An 18,001-nucleotide genomic window follows, 5' to 3' on the forward strand; every position below is an offset into this window, starting at 1 on the left:
GCGACATCGGAGTGGTTTGCGTCCTGACGCGCGTCATGCAAGTTGGCTATAGTGTGCGTTCCCGACGATGTTCTGTTGTCGGCGCAGGAAGCGAAATTCAACTGATGGAGGCAGGCATGTCCAAGCAGCAGTGTCCGGGGCCGAAACGCCCACTTTGCAAGGCCATTTCCCCGTTGCTGGTGGTCAGCGGGGTGTCCATGGCGGTCTTGCTGAGCGGATGCCAGGACGACGGCGGTAGCCAGGGCGGGCGGTTTGTCGAGGCGCCGGATGTTGCGCTGGGCGAAACGATTGAGGGTGAACTGACCTCGCAAAGCGGGATCAACCTCAAGGATGGCTCGCGCCACGACCGTCGCTGGGTCTGCGGCGAGGCCGAATCTGGTGTGCTGTACCGGCTAGATTCACCCTTTGCCGCCAGCCTCTCGGTGTATTCCGAAGACGGCAAGTGGCAGGGAGGTGCGAGCAGCACCCAGGAGGCGCCGGCATCGCTGTTGCTGTCTTCCGCCGAGGGGTGCTCGCTGGTGGTCGTCAGCAGCGACGACATGGCAGGCTTCGGCCCCTACTCGCTGAAGCCGACTGAGGCCCAGGCGTCCGAGACGCTGGGCGACGATCAGGACGTCGTCGGGGCGCTGGGAGGCGAGGCGGCGAGCTACAGCTTCTCGCTGGAGCAGGCTCGCCAGGTCTCTCTGGTGCTTGCCGGGGCGTCTGACGCATCGCTGGTGCTCAGTGGCAATGGTGTCGAGCATAAGGCCGCGCGCTGCGGTGATGACCAGCAGACCCTGAAGGCGTTCCTCGATCCTGGTGACTATGAGGTGCGTGTGACGCCTGGTCAGCCGGTCAAGGAACGCGTGGACGTGGAATGCCAGGATGACTTCGTCAGCGTCGGTGACGGCTATCGTCTGTCGATGCAGCAAGCCGATCTTTCCAGCGGCGAGCGTAATGCCGGACCGCTGCGCGCCGGTGACAGCATCACCGGTACCCTGGCCGACGCCTCCTCCAGCAACACCTACAGCCTCAAGATCGACGAGCCCGCCAGCGTCAATCTGGCGCTCGCCTCCAGCGATTTCGACACCGTGCTGCGGGTACGCGGCGGCCAGACCAATATCGAGGTCGATGATTCGGGCAGCGGTACCGACTCTCATCTCGACAGCGTGCTGATGCCGGGCGACTACCGGGTGGTGGTCAGCGGCTACGGGGGCGAGTCCGGCGGCTATTCGCTGGAACTTTCGACCTCGCCCTTCGACGGCGAGTTGAAGAACGAAGGGGCCATCGAGCCAGGTGAGTCTGTGCAGGGCATGGCCGGCGGGTTTCAACCTAACGCCTACACCCTGGACATCGAGCAGCCCTCCGAGGTGACGATTGCACTGTCGTCCTCTGCCTTCGACACCCAGCTCTATCTCGAGGGCAACGGTGTGTCGCTCAGCGACGATGACGGCGGCGGTGGTACCAATTCGCGGCTGAGCGAGGTGCTCGAGCCAGGCAGCTATCGCATCGAGGTGGCAAGCTACTCGGGTGTCGCTTCCGGCATGTTCCGGCTGGAGACCGACGTCACTGCCTTCGATGGCGAAATGCGCAACAGCGGTGAGCTGCAGCAGGGAGAGACGGTGCGCGGCATGGTGGGGGCCAGCGGTGTCAATCAATACAGCTTCACCCTGGAAGACGCCGCAGAGGTGACCCTGGAGATGAACTCCAGCGCCTTCGACGCCATGCTTGGCCTGCGCGGCGAAGGAATCGACACCAGCGATGACGATGGTGGCTCGGGTACCAATTCGCGTATCAGCGCGATCCTCGAGGCTGGTACCTACAGTGTCGATGCGCGAAGCTTCAGTGGCTCCGGCACCTACTCGCTGAGCCTGTCGCAGACGCCCTTCAGCGGTGAACTGCGCTCCGAGGGTGAGATTCGCACCGGCGAGACCCTTTACGGTCAACTCGATGCCAGCGGCAGGCTCAACTACCAGCTGGTGGTCGAAGAGGCTGGCGTCATCAGCATCGAGACTCAGTCCGACGCCGTGGATACGCTGTTGGAGCTCGAGGGTGAGGGCGTGTTCTTCCAGGACGACGACGGTGGCAGTACCCAACTCGGGTCGCTGATCGAAACCCGTCTGGAGCCAGGTGTCTATGACGTTACCGTCAGCGGCTATGGCGGGGGCGGCGGCATCGTCCAGATCGACGTCAGGGGCTAACCCCTAGCGCCAAACGCCACTCTTCGGAGTGGCGTTTTAGTATCTGAACGGCTGCAATAGCGAATAATCAGACAGGGAGCGCACCATGACGGCCATCACCACCACCAAGCCCAGCATTTCCATCGACGAGTTGACGGCGATGCTGACCGAACGCCTGCCCACCGAGCGATTGGTCCAGGATCCGCTGCGCCGGCTGGCCTACGGTACCGATGCCAGCTTCTATCGGCTGGTGCCGAGCCTGGTGGTGAGGCCGGAGACCGAACAGGAGCTTGTCGAAGTCATTGGCGCCTGCCGCGAGGGCAACTGGCCGATGACCTTCCGCGCCGCAGGTACCTCGCTGTCCGGTCAGGCCATCACCGATGGGGTGCTGATTCAGCTGGGACGTGGCTGGCGCGATGCTCGTGTGCTCGATGACGGTGCCAGAATTGACCTGCAGCCAGGCGTTATCGGCGCCAGGGCCAACGAGCTGCTGGCGCCCTTTGGGCGCAAGATCGGGCCGGACCCGGCGTCCATCGCCAGTTGCATGATCGGCGGCATCGCCGCCAACAATGCATCGGGCATGTGCTGTGGCACCGCCCAGAATACTTATCGGACCCTGGACAGCCTGCGCATGGTGCTGCTCGATGGCACGGTACTGGATACCGCCGATGCCGACAGCGTGGCAGCCTTTCGTCAAAGCCATGCGGCCCTGCTCGATGGGCTGGAGCGACTGTCGACCAATGTGCGCACCGATCTCGAGCTGGCCAAGCGCATTCGCCACAAGTATCGCCTGAAAAACACCACCGGCTACGCTCTCAACAGCCTGGTGGATTTCCGTGACGGTGTGGACATCCTGGCCCACCTGATGATCGGCTCCGAGGGTACCCTGGGCTGTATCACGCGGATTACCTATCAGTCGGTGCCGGAGCCGCCACGCAAGGCCGCCGCCCTGATCTTCTTCCCGGATCTCGGCAGCGCCTGCCGTGCCACCATCGCCTTGCGGGGCACCGGCGTGGCGGCGGTGGAACTGATGGATCGTGCGGGGCTGCGTTCGGTGGAGCGGCAGCCGGGCATGCCGGAGCAGCTGCGTGAGCTACCGGACGGCGCCACGGCATTGCTGGTGGATGTCCGCGAGGAGGATGGGCCTCGGCTGGAGGCGCGTATCGAGGAGGTCGGCCAGGCGCTGGAAGGCATCACCACCCTCGAGCCCATCGCCTTCACCGAAGACCCGGTCAGCTACGCGCTCTACTGGAAGGTACGCAAGGGACTGTTCCCCGCCGTCGGTGCTGTGCGTGATCTCGGAACTACCGTGGTGATCGAGGACGTGGCTTTTCCCATCGAACGGCTGGAGGAGGGTGTCGCCGCCCTGACCGAGGCGTTCAAGCGCCATGGCTACGACGACGCCCTGCTGTTTGGTCACGCCCTGGAAGGCAATCTGCATTTCGTCTTCCCTCAGGGCTTTGAGCGTCCGGGGGAGAAGGAGCGCTACCAGGCGCTGATGGCAGATGTCGCCCAGTTGGTAGCCGTGGACTTCGGTGGCTCGCTCAAGGCCGAGCACGGCACCGGCCGCAATATGGCACCCTTTGTGGAGCTGGAGTGGGGCGAAGAGGCCTATGCTCTGATGTGGCAGATCAAGGCGTTGTTCGATCCGGGCCATCTGCTCAACCCCGATGTGATGCTGACGCGCAACCCGACGCTGCACCTCGAAAATCTGAAGCCATTGCCCGAGGCCGACCCCATCGTCGATCGCTGCATCGAGTGTGGCTTCTGCGAAGCCGTGTGTCCTTCACGCGAGCTGACGCTGACGCCTCGCCAGCGCATCGTGCTGACCCGCGAGCGAGCTCGACTGGCAGCCCTGGATGAGTTGAGCGATGAAGAGCGAGAGCGTCGCGATGCCTTCGAGCAGAGTGCACTTTACGATATCGATGTCACCTGCGCCGCCGATGGCATGTGCGGGACGCGCTGCCCGGTCGGTATCAATACCGGCGAGATGGTGCTCGCCATGCGCCAGGAACGTCATGTCGGCAAGCAGGAATTGGCAAGGCGAATCGGGCGTCACTTCTCCGGGGCTACCAAGATTGCCCGGGGCGGCCTGCGTGCGGCCAGCCTGGGGCGTGGGATCATCGGCGACGCTTTGATGGCCCGAGCCAGTCAGGGTGTTCACAAGGCCAGCGGCAAGCGTGTCCCACAGTGGATACCGGCGATACCCGCCGCCGCCCCGATTCGGGTGCTCAAGTCGTCGCGGCCATCGGCGGGCGCATCGTCCACCGAGGGGCCGCGCGATTCGGTGGTGTACTTCCCTTCCTGCGCCACTCGGGTGTTTGGCGCCGACAAGCGGGACGACTCGGCGCGTGCGGTGATGGAGATCGTACTGAGTCTGCTCGACAGAGCCGGGTATGACGTCATCATTCCCGAAATGCCAGGCCACCTGTGTTGCGGGATGGCGTTTTCCTCCAAGGGGATGGATAACGAGGCGACGCACAAGGCGCGCGAACTCAACCGGGAGTTGCTGGTCGCGAGCCAGAACGGTCGTTTCCCGGTGCTGTTCGATACCAGTCCTTGCAGCTTGCAGGTCGAGGGGCATCTGGATGAGCGCTTGAAGGTGCAGGAGCCGGTGGCCTTCGCCCATGACCACCTGTTGCCGCGCCTGGAGGTGACGCCGCTGGACTGCAAGGTGGCGGTGCACGTGACCTGCTCCAGTCATCGCAAGGGGCTGACCGACTCCTTCGTGGAGCTGGCGCGTGCGTGTGCCAGGGAGGTGGTGGTGCCGGATGGTATCAGTTGCTGCGGATTTGCCGGCGACAAGGGCTTGCGCGTACCGGAACTGACGGCTTCATCGCTGCGCGATCTGTCGGGGCAGGTGGCGGGCTGTGACTTTGGTGTCTCCAATTCGAGAACCTGCGAGATGGGCATGACCCAGCACTCCGGCCTTACCTATCACTCCATACTGGAGTTGCTGGACCGCGCGAGTCAGCCGACTGCTCAAGGGGGCGTATCGAAAGAACGCACCGTCTCGCTGTAAGGCCCTGCTCCAGGTCGCGACTGAAGCCTGAACCGCTGTCGATGACGCCCCGAAGACAGCTCGATGAACTTTTTTGCATAAGGGTATTGCCAAGGGCGGAGGGGATGCGTAAAGTACGCATCCGCTGCCGGCGACGAGCAAACGTCACAGGCGGTGAAGGGTGGTAAAAGTGATTGTTTTGAAAAGGCTTTTTAAAGTCTTCGAAAAATTCTCCACTTGACGGGCAACGAGAAATCGGTAAAATGCGCGCCACTCGATCGGAGTCGCCAGGACGGCATCGCAGGATGCGCGTCAGGCTCGCTTCGCTTTCTCTTGGGTCCTGCAGGCATCGCTTGCACGGCGAAAAAAGAAAGCCTTGACGAAACGCTTCGATTCTGTAGAATACGCCTTCCTCGCAGGGCGCTGCGACAAGCTTTCGGGCTGCGGCGCAGCAAAGCGAGATGCTCTTCCGGCCAGGTGCCGCAAGAGCCGCTCTTTAAGCTCTGTATAGAGCCCAGAGCACGCTCTTTAATAATTTGATCAGGTAATTCATGTGGGCGCTTGCCGATGAGTCAGTGGCACTGTCACTGAAATATCAAGGCAAGCGACTCGTCAAACGAGACGTTTGAACCTTGAGCCAAGTTTGGTCCGCTTAACGGACTATCAGACTTTAAACTGAAGAGTTTGATCATGGCTCAGATTGAACGCTGGCGGCAGGCCTAACACATGCAAGTCGAGCGGAAACGATCCTAGCTTGCTAGGAGGCGTCGAGCGGCGGACGGGTGAGTAATGCATAGGAATCTGCCCGGTAGTGGGGGATAACCTGGGGAAACCCAGGCTAATACCGCATACGCCCTACGGGGGAAAGCAGGGGATCTTCGGACCTTGCGCTATCGGATGAGCCTATGTCGGATTAGCTAGTTGGTGAGGTAACGGCTCACCAAGGCTGCGATCCGTAGCTGGTCTGAGAGGATGATCAGCCACATCGGGACTGAGACACGGCCCGAACTCCTACGGGAGGCAGCAGTGGGGAATATTGGACAATGGGCGAAAGCCTGATCCAGCCATGCCGCGTGTGTGAAGAAGGCCTTCGGGTTGTAAAGCACTTTCAGTGAGGAAGAAAGCCTTGAGGTTAATACCCTCGAGGGAGGACATCACTCACAGAAGAAGCACCGGCTAACTCCGTGCCAGCAGCCGCGGTAATACGGAGGGTGCGAGCGTTAATCGGAATTACTGGGCGTAAAGCGCGCGTAGGCGGCTTGATAAGCCGGTTGTGAAAGCCCCGGGCTCAACCTGGGAACGGCATCCGGAACTGTCAGGCTAGAGTGCAGGAGAGGAAGGTAGAATTCCCGGTGTAGCGGTGAAATGCGTAGAGATCGGGAGGAATACCAGTGGCGAAGGCGGCCTTCTGGACTGACACTGACGCTGAGGTGCGAAAGCGTGGGTAGCAAACAGGATTAGATACCCTGGTAGTCCACGCCGTAAACGATGTCGACTAGCCGTTGGGCTCCTTGAGAGCTTTGTGGCGCAGTTAACGCGATAAGTCGACCGCCTGGGGAGTACGGCCGCAAGGTTAAAACTCAAATGAATTGACGGGGGCCCGCACAAGCGGTGGAGCATGTGGTTTAATTCGATGCAACGCGAAGAACCTTACCTACCCTTGACATCGAGAGAACTTTCCAGAGATGGATTGGTGCCTTCGGGAGCTCTCAGACAGGTGCTGCATGGCTGTCGTCAGCTCGTGTTGTGAAATGTTGGGTTAAGTCCCGTAACGAGCGCAACCCTTGTCCCTATTTGCCAGCGATTCGGTCGGGAACTCTAGGGAGACTGCCGGTGACAAACCGGAGGAAGGTGGGGACGACGTCAAGTCATCATGGCCCTTACGGGTAGGGCTACACACGTGCTACAATGGCCGGTACAATGGGTTGCGAATCCGCGAGGTGGAGCTAATCCCATAAAGCCGGTCTCAGTCCGGATCGGAGTCTGCAACTCGACTCCGTGAAGTCGGAATCGCTAGTAATCGTGAATCAGAATGTCACGGTGAATACGTTCCCGGGCCTTGTACACACCGCCCGTCACACCATGGGAGTGGACTGCACCAGAAGTGGTTAGCCTAACTTCGGAGGGCGATCACCACGGTGTGGTTCATGACTGGGGTGAAGTCGTAACAAGGTAGCCGTAGGGGAACCTGCGGCTGGATCACCTCCTTAAACGACACAGTCATCTGACTGTCGGTAAGTGCTCACAATGAATTACCTGATCAAGCAAGAGCAGTGACTGTTTGGGTTAAATGCTAAGACCCAGCGTGACAAATGGGTCTGTAGCTCAGTTGGTTAGAGCGCACCCCTGATAAGGGTGAGGTCGGCAGTTCAAATCTGCCCAGACCCACCATTTCTCAGCTGGTTCTAGTCAACAACCCAAAGCGATATGGGGCCTTAGCTCAGCTGGGAGAGCGCAACACTGGCAGTGTTGAGGTCAGCGGTTCGATCCCGCTAGGCTCCACCATTTCTTCGGTCTCAAGTAAACAGTCGTCAAGTTCTAAGCAAGATACTTGTTCGCCATCAGGCGGTATCAAGTATCTCGCTTAGAGCTTTTGCTCTAACGCTCTTTAACAATGTATATCATGCTGACAAAGTAAGATACGTTTCAAGCGTATCCGGCAATTGTCGTGACATCATCGATTGACAGACCCTTTGGGGTTATATGGTCAAGCGATGAAGCGCATACGGTGGATGCCTAGGCAGTCAGAGGCGATGAAAGACGTGGAAGCCTGCGATAAGGTTCGGCGAGGTGGCAAACGACCTGCGACCCGGACATCTCTGAATGGGGAAACCCACCCAAGGTAACTTGGGTATCTCATGTTGAATATATAGACATGAGAGGCGAACCGGGGGAACTGAAACATCTAAGTACCCCGAGGAAAAGAAATCAACCGAGATTCCCCTAGTAGCGGCGAGCGAACGGGGACCAGCCCTTAAGCAACACAACTGGTAGGTGAACAGACTGGGAAGTCTGGCCATAGTGGGTGATAGCCCCGTAACCGAAACCTGAGTGTTGTGAAATCGAGTAGGTCGAGGCACGTGAAACCTTGACTGAAGACGGGGGGACCATCCTCCAAGGCTAAATACTCCTGACTGACCGATAGTGAACCAGTACCGTGAGGGAAAGGCGAAAAGAACCCCGGAGAGGGGAGTGAAATAGATCCTGAAACCGTATGCGTACAAGCAGTGGGAGCCAACTTGTTTGGTGACCGCGTACCTTTTGTATAATGGGTCAGCGACTTATTTTCAGTGGCGAGCTTAACCGTATAGGGGAGGCGTAGAGAAATCGAGTCTTAACTGGGCGACCAGTCGCTGGAAATAGACCCGAAACCGGGCGATCTATCCATGAGCAGGTTGAAGGTTGAGTAACATCAACTGGAGGACCGAACCAGGATCTGTTGAAAAAGATTTGGATGACTTGTGGATCGGAGTGAAAGGCTAATCAAGCCCGGAGATAGCTGGTTCTCCTCGAAAGCTATTTAGGTAGCGCCTCACGTATCACCGCCGGGGGTAGAGCACTGTTTCGGCTAGGGGGTCATCCCGACTTACCAACCCGAGGCAAACTCCGAATACCGGTGAGTGCAAGCGTGGGAGACACACAGCGGGTGCTAACGTCCGTTGTGAAAAGGGAAACAACCCAGACCGTCAGCTAAGGTCCCGAAATCCTGGTTAAGTGGGAAACGATGTGGGAAGGCTTAGACAGCTAGGAGGTTGGCTTAGAAGCAGCCATCCTTTAAAGAAAGCGTAATAGCTCACTAGTCGAGTCGGCCTGCGCGGAAGATGTAACGGGGCTCAAACCAGGTACCGAAGCTACGGGTTCGCCGAATGGCGAGCGGTAGAGGAGCGTCGTGTAAGCCGATGAAGGTGTGTTGAGAAGCATGCTGGAGGTATCACGAGTGCGAATGCTGACATGAGTAACGACAAGGGGAGTGAAAAACTCCCCCGCCGGAAGACCAAGGGTTTCTGTTCGACGCTAATCGGAGCAGAGTGAGTCGGCCCCTAAGGCGAGGCCGAAAGGCGTAGTCGATGGGAAACGGGTCAATATTCCCGTACCTCACAGTATTGCGATGGGGGGACGAAGAAGGCTAGGTGAGCCAGGCGTTGGTTGTCCTGGTGAAAGCCGGTAGGCTGAGGATTCAGGTAAATCCGGATCCTCAAGGCCGAGAGGCGAGACGAACTGACTACGGTCAGGAAGTCATCGATGCCACGCTTCCAGGAAAAGCCTCTAAGCTTCAGATACTGTGAGACCGTACCCCAAACCGACACAGGTGGTCAGGTAGAGAATACCAAGGCGCTTGAGAGAACTCGGGTGAAGGAACTAGGCAAAATGGTGCCGTAACTTCGGGAGAAGGCACGCCGCATTAGGGTGAAGGTCCTCGCGACCGGAGCCTGACGCGGTCGAAGATACCAGGTGGCTGCAACTGTTTATTAAAAACACAGCACTCTGCAAACGCGCAAGCGGACGTATAGGGTGTGACGCCTGCCCGGTGCCGGAAGGTTAAGTGATGGTGTTAGCTCACGCGAAGCTCCTGATCGAAGCCCCGGTAAACGGCGGCCGTAACTATAACGGTCCTAAGGTAGCGAAATTCCTTGTCGGGTAAGTTCCGACCTGCACGAATGGCGTAATGATGGCCACGCTGTCTCCACCCGAGACTCAGTGAAATTGAAATCGCAGTGAAGATGCTGTGTACCCGCGGCTAGACGGAAAGACCCCGTGAACCTTTACTACAGCTTCACACTGGACGCTGATGTTGCTTGTGTAGGATAGCTGGGAGGCTTTGAAACCCTGTCGCCAGATGGGGTGGAGCCAACCTTGAAATACCAGCCTGGCATCATTGGCGTTCTAACTCAGGACCGTAATCCGGTTCGAGGACCGTGTGTGGTGGGTAGTTTGACTGGGGCGGTCTCCTCCCAAAGAGTAACGGAGGAGCACGAAGGTACCCTCAGCACGGTTGGAAATCGTGCAGTGAGTGCAAGAGCATAAGGGTGCTTAACTGCGAGACAGACACGTCGAGCAGATACGAAAGTAGGTTCTAGTGATCCGGTGGTTCTGTATGGAAGGGCCATCGCTCAACGGATAAAAGGTACTCCGGGGATAACAGGCTGATACCGCCCAAGAGTTCACATCGACGGCGGTGTTTGGCACCTCGATGTCGGCTCATCACATCCTGGGGCTGAAGTCGGTCCCAAGGGTATGGCTGTTCGCCATTTAAAGTGGTACGCGAGCTGGGTTTAGAACGTCGTGAGACAGTTCGGTCCCTATCTGCCGTGGGCGTTGGAGATTTGAGAAGCGCTGCTCCTAGTACGAGAGGACCGGAGTGGACGTACCTCTGGTGTTCCGGTTGTCACGCCAGTGGCATTGCCGGGTAGCTATGTACGGACGGGATAACCGCTGAAAGCATCTAAGCGGGAAGCCCCCTTCAAGATGAGATCTCCCTGAGGCCTTGAGCCTCCTAAAGGACCCAGCAAGACCAGCTGGTTGATAGGCCGGGTGTGGAAGCGCTGCAAGGCGTTGAGCTAACCGGTACTAATGGTCCGTGAGGCTTGACCATATAACACCCAAAGGGTTTTGGTCGATGATGTCTCGAATCAATTGACGGATACGATGAAGCGTATCGTCAGCATGGTGTACGTTGTCTTTTTTCCGCCTGACGACCATAGCGAGTGGGAACCACCTGATCCCTTGCCGAACTCAGAAGTGAAACCGCTCAGCGCCGATGGTAGTGTGGGGTCTCCCCATGCGAGAGTAGGTCATCGTCAGGCATTTACATAAACAAAAACCCCCAGCTCCGAAGGAGTTCGGGGTTTTTGTTTATGTCTGTACGATGACCCTTCCTCGCATGCGAGAGTAGGGTGAGAGCCGCCCGGACAATGCAACGCATTGTCAGGCTCGAACGGGCGAGGGATGTAAAGCCGCTTGCGGCGCCCCGAGCCCAGGCTCAAGGCCACGAAGTGGCCGCAGAGGCGTCAGGCATTTATTCAGAAGAAGCCCGGTTATCGAGAGATAACCGGGCTTCTTCGCATGCATGGGAAGACCCCGCTTTTTATTTGTGGGGCCGCACTGCGTGCGGTCCGGCCGCTCGCAGGCTCGCGTCGTTCGTCACCCCTTGCAGCTTCGCTGCAAACCCTGGGGTGACTCACCCCCATGCGAGCGACCTTGCTGTCTAAGCGTCATCGTCAGGCATTTATTCAGAAGTAGGCCCGATTATCGAGAGATAGTCGGGCCTTCTTTTTGTAGAGAGCGCATGCATGGCTCTCTACAAGTTCAGCCCCGCTCTTTATTTGTGGGGCCGCGCCGATAACCCCCTAGGTGCGGTCCGGCCTGGCTCTTCTCAAGGGCGGGCTCGCGTCGTTCGTCCCCCCCTTGCGGCGTTGCCGCAGCCCTTGTAAAGAGCGCTGGGGTGACTCACCCCCATGCGAGCGACCTTGCTGTCTACGTGTCATCGTCAGGTATTTATTCAAAAGAAGGCCCAACTCCAAGAGGAGTTGGGCCTTCTTTTGTTCAGGGCAGCGTCGACTCTCTAGAGCTGACAGTGCTGATCGAGGGGACGCCCTTCCTCGAAGGCGGTGAGGCTTTCCAGCGTGGTCGATGCGATCTCACTCAGGGCTTCCCGGGTGAAGAAGCCCTGGTGGCCGGTGACGACGACATTGGGGAAGCTGATAAGGCGGGCAAAGACGTCGTCCAGCGGGATGTCGTCGCTGCGGTCCTCGAAGAACATGCCGGCTTCCTGCTCGTAGACGTCGAGACCCAGGTAACCGAGCTTGCGACGCTTGAGTGCCTCGATACAGGCGCGTGTGTCGACCAGGGCGCCGCGGCTTGTGTTGATCAGCATCACCCCGTCCTTCATTCGGGAAAAGGCCGACTCGTCGATCAGGTGGTGGGTGTCTGGGGTGAGCGGACAGTGCAGCGAGATGATGTCGCTGTGTGCCAGCAATTCATCGAACTCGACCTGCGCGATGTCGGCTTGGTTAGGGATGCGGATGGGGGCTGGGTCGGTGACCAGCACGCGGCAGCCAAAGCCGCTCAGGATACCCGCCAGGGAGCGGCCGATCTGGCCGAAGCCGACGATCCCGACGGTCTTGCCGGCGAGGTTGAAGCCGAGCAGGCCATTGAGGTCGAAGTTATCCTCACGCACCCGGTTGTAGGCCTTGTGGATCTTGCGGCTGAGCGTGAGCATCAGGGCGACACAGTGCTCGGCAACGGCGTCGGGGCTGTAGGACGGTACGCGACACACCTGGATGTTGAGCCGGCGAGCGGCGTCGAGGTCAACGTTGTTGAATCCTGCACACCTGAGCGCGACCAGGCGTACCCCTACCACGGCCAGACGCTCGAGTACGGTGCGATCGAGCTCATCGTTGACGAATATGCACACTGCATCGAGTCCCTGGCAGAGGGTCACGGTGCGGGCGCTGAGGCGTTGCTCGAAGTGCACGATACTTAGCTGCGGGTGATGCTCATCGGAAAAGAAGGGGCGTTCGTAGGGCTGAGAGCTGAAGAAGCCTACCTTGAGCATGGTGCTTGCCTCGCGGGTCAGGGACAGTGGCGGAATCGGCTGAAGCGCTGTGTGGTTGCGGTGACGTCAGGCTTGCGTCTCGTAGAGTTCGATAGGCGTTCCGTCAGGATCGGCGAAGAAGGTGAAGCGGGCACCGGTGAACTCGTCGACTCGGATAGGTTCGGGTCGCGCGCCACGCCGCTTCAGCAACGCGACGCTGGCCTCCAGGTCTGATGTTGCCAGGGCAAGGTGACGAAGACCGCAGGCCTCGGGATAGCTTGGCCGAGGCGGCGGAGAGGGAAAGGAGAACAGCTCGAGCTGGATGCCTCCAGGCAGGGCAAGGTCCAGCTTGTAGCTGTCACGCTCGTGGCGGTAGGCCTCGTTGAGGATGCGGGCGTCGAGCACCTCAATATAGAAGCGCCGGGCGCGTTCGTAGTCGGCGGTGATCAGGGCGACGTGGTGCACTCCGGTCAACGGCAGACGCTCACTCATGGGGGCCTCTTGCAAAGAAGGGGCGCCGCGCGGCGCCCGATGTTGTGGCCTAGCGACAGAGGTCGCTGAGCACCTCGATCAGCGAGTCCATCTCGTCATCGGTGCCGATGGAGATACGCAGATGATCGCGCAGCGTCTCGGTATTGAAGTGGCGTACCAGGATGCCGCGCTCGCGCAGACCGACGAAAAGCTGGGCTGCGTCGTGCTTGGGGTGTGACGCCAGCACGAAGTTGGTCTGTGACGGCAGCACCTCGAAGCCCAGGTCATCGAGACGCTGGCGAGTGCGTTCGCGTGTGGTGATCACCGCCTGACGCGTGGCCTCGAAGTAGTCGCCGTCTTCCAGTGCGGCGATGCCGATGGCGCTGGCCAGGGCGTCCACCGGGTAGGAGTTGAAGGAGTCCTTCACCCGGGTCAGACCCTCGATCAACTCCGGTGAGCCCACCGCATACCCAAGACGAAGCCCTGCCAGGCTGCGCGACTTGGAGAAGGTGCCGGTCACCAGCAGGTTGGGGTAGCGTTCGACCAGGGGGACGGCGCTCTCGCCACCAAAGTCCACGTAGGCTTCGTCCACCAGCACCACGCGGTCGGTGACCTTGTCGAGCAAGGCCGCGATGGCCTCGCGGCCATGGCCGTGACCGGTGGGGGCATTGGGGTTGGCAAAGATCACGCCGCCGCTGTCGCTGGCCAGGGCGTCCAGGTCGACACGCCACTGATCGTCCAGCGCGAAACGCTGGCTGTCGATGTCGTACATGCGGCAGTAGACCGGATAGAAGCTGTAGGAGATATCCGGCATCGCCAGCGGCTTGTCCTGGCGGAAGAAGGCCTGGAAGGCCAGCGCCAGCACCTCGTCGGAGCCATTGCCGGCGAAGACGTTGGCGGAAGTCGTGCCGAGGGCCTGGGCCAGGGCCTCACGCAGGGCGCTCGAGGTGGGGTCCGGGTAGCGCCGCAGATGATCCGCCGAGAACTCGCGCAGGACCCGTTCCACGCCAGGCGCGGGCGGGTAGGGGTTCTCGTTGGTGTTGAGCTTGATCAGCTTCTCGCGGGGCTGTTCGCCCGGCACGTAGGGGGTCAGTTCCCGAACGTTGGGACTCCACAACTGGCTCATGGTCTCTCGCTTGGCAGGCTTGGCAGAATCGAAGGCTTGATTACCACTTTGGTCATGGTGACCGCTGCCAGGGCCCTGCGCAAGTCGCTGACGTGCTAGGCTGCGAGCGCTGACCGTTTGCCGCCTAAGAGACTCCATGACCGCTCAGATCCTCGCCACTCTGCTACCGGTATTTCTGATTTCGGGGGCCGGTACCCTCTATGGCAAGTTGCGCTCTCCCGACATCCGTAGCCTCAACACCCTCAACATGGAGCTGTTCGTGCCCATGCTGGTATTTGTGGTGCTGGCCGACCGCCAGGCGCCGCTTGAGGACTACGCCTGGCTGGCGTTGGCCGGCGCCGTGGTGGTAGTGGGGTCGGGGCTGCTGGTATGGCCGGTGGTGAAGTGGCTCAGGCTCGAGCCGAAGACCTTTGTGCCGCCAATGATGTTCAACAATTCCGGCAACATGGGCATCCCGCTGCTGATCCTGGCCTTCGGCGAGCAGGCGCTGCCGGCGGCAGTGGTGCTGTTCATCGTCGAAATGCTGCTGCACTTCTCGCTGGGACTGAAGATGCTCAGTCCCCATACGCCGTTGTGGCGCCTTTTGCGCATGCCCATCGTGCTGGCGAGCCTCGCTGGCCTGGCGGTCAATCTGTCCGGGCTTTCGCTACCGGGTTGGCTGCTGGAGGCGATGCATATGCTGGGTGGTGTGTGCATCCCGCTGTTGCTGTTCGCCCTGGGCGTGCGGATGCTCGACATCGACTTCGGCGACTGGAAGACCGGGCTGCTCGGGGCCGTGCTGTGCCCGCTGTCCGGGTTATTGCTGGCCTGGCCGTTGATCATGCTGCTTGAACTAGAGGGGCTCAAGGCCGCGTCGCTGTGGGTGTTCGCTGCCCTGCCGCCGGCGGTGCTCAACTACCTGGTGGCCGAGCAGTATCGCCAGCAGCCGCATTCGGTGGCGTCGCTGGTGCTGATCGGCAACCTCGGTAGTCTGATCGTGATGCCGATCGTGCTTGGCCTGGTGTTCGCCCACGTGATGCCACCGGTGTCGTGAGCCGGCAGCGATACAGGGCTGTGCGCAACGAAGCTGGGAGGTTATGCTGTCGGCAGGCTGCCGATTCGTCGGTTCCATGCTCAATGGTTAGGAGGACTAATATGCAACTCAGGACTTTGCTGGCGGGATCCGCCATGCTCGCCCTTTTGGCCGGCTGTGCGAGTGGCCCCAGCGACGAGGGATCCGGTGGTGAAGCCATCCAGGCGACCTCGGCGACCTACCAGGGGACCCTGCCGTGCCGTAACTGCGACGGCATCGCCCTGACGGTTACCATGGAAGGTGAAGACCAGAGCGCCCCGGCGCAGCGCACCTTCGATCTGACCGCGGCCTACCAGAACCATCCCCAGAATCCGCCGAACGAGAACTACTCCGGCAACTGGGATGTGCTGACCGGTACCGCCGACAATCCGGAGGCCACCGTCTACGAGCTGGTCCCCAACGGTGAAGGCCAGACCTACTACTTCATGCGCGTCAATCCGCAGACTCTGGAGCTGATCGATCCCCAGCGTCGTCGCTTCCAGAACAACGACATGCTGCAGCTGACCCGCCAGCAGTAAGTCGCACGACATGCAAGTGTCGAACACAAAGGGCGGCCCCAGGTGGGCCGCCCTTTGGCGTCTTGACGTGATGGTATTGTGCCGACAGGCCCGCTCGGCACCGCCTGGAGCTGTTTCGAAGCGCTGGCGGTGCTCGCGCTGATCGCAGGGCTCATGCCCCACGGGGCGATTCGCCTGGAACGGCAGCCGCGTTCCCTTGGGCCTTCAGCCGGGCAAGCACACTCCTGGCGTCCATCTGTCCCCCGAGGATACCCGACGTCCTGAGGCGTCGATCCAGATCCTGGCCGCTGGCCTCTTCATCCAGCTCCTTGAGGGCCGTCGTGACCTCTGCCTGGTGTTGCTGGGACGTGCGGATGCGTTCGTAGCTGGTTGCAATTTCGTCCATGTGTCGCTGGAGCCCTGTACTGCAAGCGCCCAGCTTCCGCCCAAGGCCAGCATGGCCGCCTCGCACCTTGGCCAGTTTCATTTCGCGCTGGTAGTGGCGCAGTGACTGAGCCGCTTGCCCGAGCTCCTCGCGCAGGGTCTGTTCCTGTCGCGACAAGGCCTCGGCGTGCTGTCGCTGTGAGGTCAATTGGCTTTCGACCTCGGCGATGCGGCTGGCCACGGCCAAGGCCAGCGCTTCATCGTCCTGTTCGAGGGCCGCGCGAGCCTGGTGCTCTCTGGCTTCGAGCTGCTCGGCCAGTTGCTGGTTGTGGCGCTCGAGCTGTCTGCGTTCGGCGATCAGGCCGGCGAGATCGAGGCGTGCCTGGTGCAAGGCCTGCTCGGCCTCACGGATCTCCTGGGCCATGATCCGCAATGCGTTGGCATCCACCAGCTTCTCTACCGGTTCGTGAGCTGTCGCCCGAACCAGGGTGTGCAGTTTCGTCCAAAGTGACATGGTGGCTACTCCGTGTATTCCTTGAGAAGTTGCTGGGTGCGGGCCTCGGAGATGCGGTTGTGGAAGCGCCGGCTCTCGTGGTCATCGCGTAGCGTCTTGGACAGGGTGATGGTGGTGGAGACCAGAAACAGTGAACACACGCCGAGATAGCCTTTGACCAGCAGGTCGATGGGCGCCATCACGATACCGACCGCCATGGCGGCCAGCGCGATGGCAAAGGTGACCTTGACGAAGAACAGCCAGCCTGACGAATTGTTGCTCGCTTCATTTTCCATGGAGATCTCCTGCTTACGGGGTGGTGGAGCCGACATCGCCTACAGGGTGCGGCGAGCGCGGCGTCGATGGCACTATGGCGAGGTCGGGGCGAGGTACGCCAGCGGGATCCGGAAGGTAGCGTGTTGTTGAGCCGCGAGTCGCGTATTCTGCTACCTTGGCCGGGGCTTTCGGCGATGAGGGATGTGAGTCATGGCGCAGACGGTGGCGATTGTGGATGCGCTCAAGGCGGCACTGCGGGCCAATGGCGTCACCTATCAGCAGGTGGCGGCGGCGCTTGGCCTGTCCGAGGCCAGCGTCAAGCGGCTGTTCGCCGAGCGCCAGTTTTCGCTGCAGCGCCTGGATCAGGTGTGTGCCCTGGTCGGTCTCGAGATCACAGACCTTGTACGCCAGCTGGAGCCCCAGGCGCTGGTCGACGCGATCGCCCCTGAGCTTGAGCAGGAGCTGGTCTCTGACATGTCGCTGCTGCTGGTGGCCTTCTGTGCGCTTAATCGCTGGCGCTTTGAAGATATCTGTGCGACCTATTCGCTCGGCGAGCCTCAGGTGATAACGCACCTGGTGCGGCTCGATCGCATGGGATTGATCGAGCTGCTGCCGGGCAATCGCATCAAGCTGCTGATCAGCTATGACTTCCAGTGGCAGCCGCAAGGGCCTATCCAGCGCTTCTTCGAGTCCCGGGTCCAGGAGGATTTCCTGGCGTGTCGCTTCGATCGCCCGGGCGAGATAAGACTGTTCGTCAATGGCATGCTGTCGGTGCGCTCCAATGAGGTGATGCAGCAGAAGCTTCGGCGGCTGGCGCTGGACCTTCGCCACTGTCACCAGGAAGATCTGTCGCTGCCGCTCGAGCAGCGCTTTGGTGTCAGCCTGATGATCGCCATGCGTCCCTGGGAGATGGAGGTGTTTCGCCGCTACCGCCGTGCTGAGGACGACAAGTGCTACCCGGGACACGGCGGCAAGCCGCAGTGTTGAC

10 protein-coding genes, 2 tRNA genes and 3 rRNA genes are annotated in these 18,001 nt (G+C 60.4%); 10 read left to right on the forward strand and 5 right to left on the reverse strand.

The features are described 5' to 3' along the window. The first annotated feature begins 116 nt into the window (after window positions 1–116). From NFH98_RS01475 to rrf, 7 genes are all read left to right on the forward strand, one after another. Window positions 117–2,180, forward strand: a complete 2,064-nt coding sequence (locus NFH98_RS01475; protein WP_349622114.1) for a hypothetical protein — start codon at window positions 117–119, stop codon at window positions 2,178–2,180. 85 nt (window positions 2,181–2,265) lie between these two features. Beyond that, a complete protein-coding gene (locus tag NFH98_RS01480) occupies window positions 2,266–5,181 on the forward strand; it encodes an FAD-binding and (Fe-S)-binding domain-containing protein (protein ID WP_349622115.1) in 2,916 nt (971 codons plus the stop codon). Window positions 5,182–5,832: 651 nt separating this feature from the next. Then, a 16S ribosomal RNA gene (locus tag NFH98_RS01485) occupies window positions 5,833–7,370 on the forward strand. Between the two features lie 104 nt (window positions 7,371–7,474). Further along, window positions 7,475–7,551 (forward strand) — tRNA-Ile (locus NFH98_RS01490). 38 nt (window positions 7,552–7,589) lie between these two features. Continuing rightward, a tRNA-Ala gene (locus NFH98_RS01495) sits at window positions 7,590–7,665 on the forward strand. A gap of 200 nt (window positions 7,666–7,865) precedes the next feature. Beyond that, window positions 7,866–10,753: ribosomal RNA gene (locus NFH98_RS01500) — 23S ribosomal RNA — on the forward strand. Window positions 10,754–10,848: 95 nt separating this feature from the next. Then, window positions 10,849–10,964 (forward strand): 5S ribosomal RNA (gene rrf / locus NFH98_RS01505). The 16S, 23S and 5S rRNA genes sit together here with 2 tRNA genes alongside, the layout of an rRNA operon. A 758-nt stretch (window positions 10,965–11,722) precedes the next feature. Here the strand turns inward: rrf and NFH98_RS01510 are convergent. The 3 genes from NFH98_RS01510 to hisC all read right to left on the reverse strand — a co-directional run bounded on the left by NFH98_RS01510 (window position 11,723) and on the right by hisC (window position 14,291). Next, window positions 11,723–12,715, reverse strand: coding sequence for a 2-hydroxyacid dehydrogenase (locus NFH98_RS01510; RefSeq protein ID WP_349622116.1), 993 nt, complete (start codon window positions 12,713–12,715; stop codon window positions 11,723–11,725). Window positions 12,716–12,781: 66 nt separating this feature from the next. Beyond that, window positions 12,782–13,186, reverse strand: coding sequence for an SMU1112c/YaeR family gloxylase I-like metalloprotein (gene gloA2, locus NFH98_RS01515; protein ID WP_108131084.1), 405 nt, complete (start codon window positions 13,184–13,186; stop codon window positions 12,782–12,784). A gap of 49 nt (window positions 13,187–13,235) precedes the next feature. Continuing rightward, window positions 13,236–14,291 (reverse strand): histidinol-phosphate transaminase, encoded by a 1,056-nt coding sequence (gene hisC / locus NFH98_RS01520; protein WP_108131085.1) that lies wholly within the window; start codon window positions 14,289–14,291, stop codon window positions 13,236–13,238. A 136-nt stretch (window positions 14,292–14,427) separates the two neighbouring features. Between hisC and NFH98_RS01525 the strand changes: the two genes are divergently transcribed. Continuing rightward, complete coding sequence (locus tag NFH98_RS01525) at window positions 14,428–15,324, forward strand: AEC family transporter (protein ID WP_045994656.1); 897 nt, start codon at window positions 14,428–14,430, stop codon at window positions 15,322–15,324. A 101-nt stretch (window positions 15,325–15,425) separates the two neighbouring features. Then, window positions 15,426–15,881 carry a copper resistance protein NlpE N-terminal domain-containing protein gene (locus NFH98_RS01530; RefSeq protein ID WP_045994657.1) on the forward strand — a complete coding sequence of 152 codons (456 nt, stop codon included), beginning with the start codon at window positions 15,426–15,428 and terminating at the stop codon, window positions 15,879–15,881. Window positions 15,882–16,032: 151 nt separating this feature from the next. On the opposite strand, the gene NFH98_RS01535 is transcribed toward NFH98_RS01530, so the two are convergent. Both NFH98_RS01535 and NFH98_RS01540 read right to left on the reverse strand, forming a co-directional pair. Beyond that, on the reverse strand, window positions 16,033–16,758 hold the full coding sequence (locus tag NFH98_RS01535) for a PspA/IM30 family protein (RefSeq protein WP_349622117.1): 726 nt from the start codon (window positions 16,756–16,758) through the stop codon (window positions 16,033–16,035). Between the two features lie 5 nt (window positions 16,759–16,763). Further along, window positions 16,764–17,033 carry a YiaA/YiaB family inner membrane protein gene (locus NFH98_RS01540; RefSeq protein ID WP_045994659.1) on the reverse strand — a complete coding sequence of 90 codons (270 nt, stop codon included), beginning with the start codon at window positions 17,031–17,033 and terminating at the stop codon, window positions 16,764–16,766. Between the two features lie 190 nt (window positions 17,034–17,223). Here NFH98_RS01540 and NFH98_RS01545 point away from each other — a divergent pair, with 190 nt between their 5' ends. Further along, the gene (locus NFH98_RS01545; RefSeq protein WP_349622118.1) at window positions 17,224–18,000 is read left to right on the forward strand and encodes a helix-turn-helix domain-containing protein; all 777 of its coding nucleotides are present in this window, start codon (window positions 17,224–17,226) and stop codon (window positions 17,998–18,000) included. Window position 18,001: the final 1 nt, after the last annotated feature.

Source organism: Halomonas sp. H33-56 (assembly GCF_040147035.1).
Lineage (GTDB): Bacteria > Pseudomonadota > Gammaproteobacteria > Pseudomonadales > Halomonadaceae > Halomonas > Halomonas litopenaei.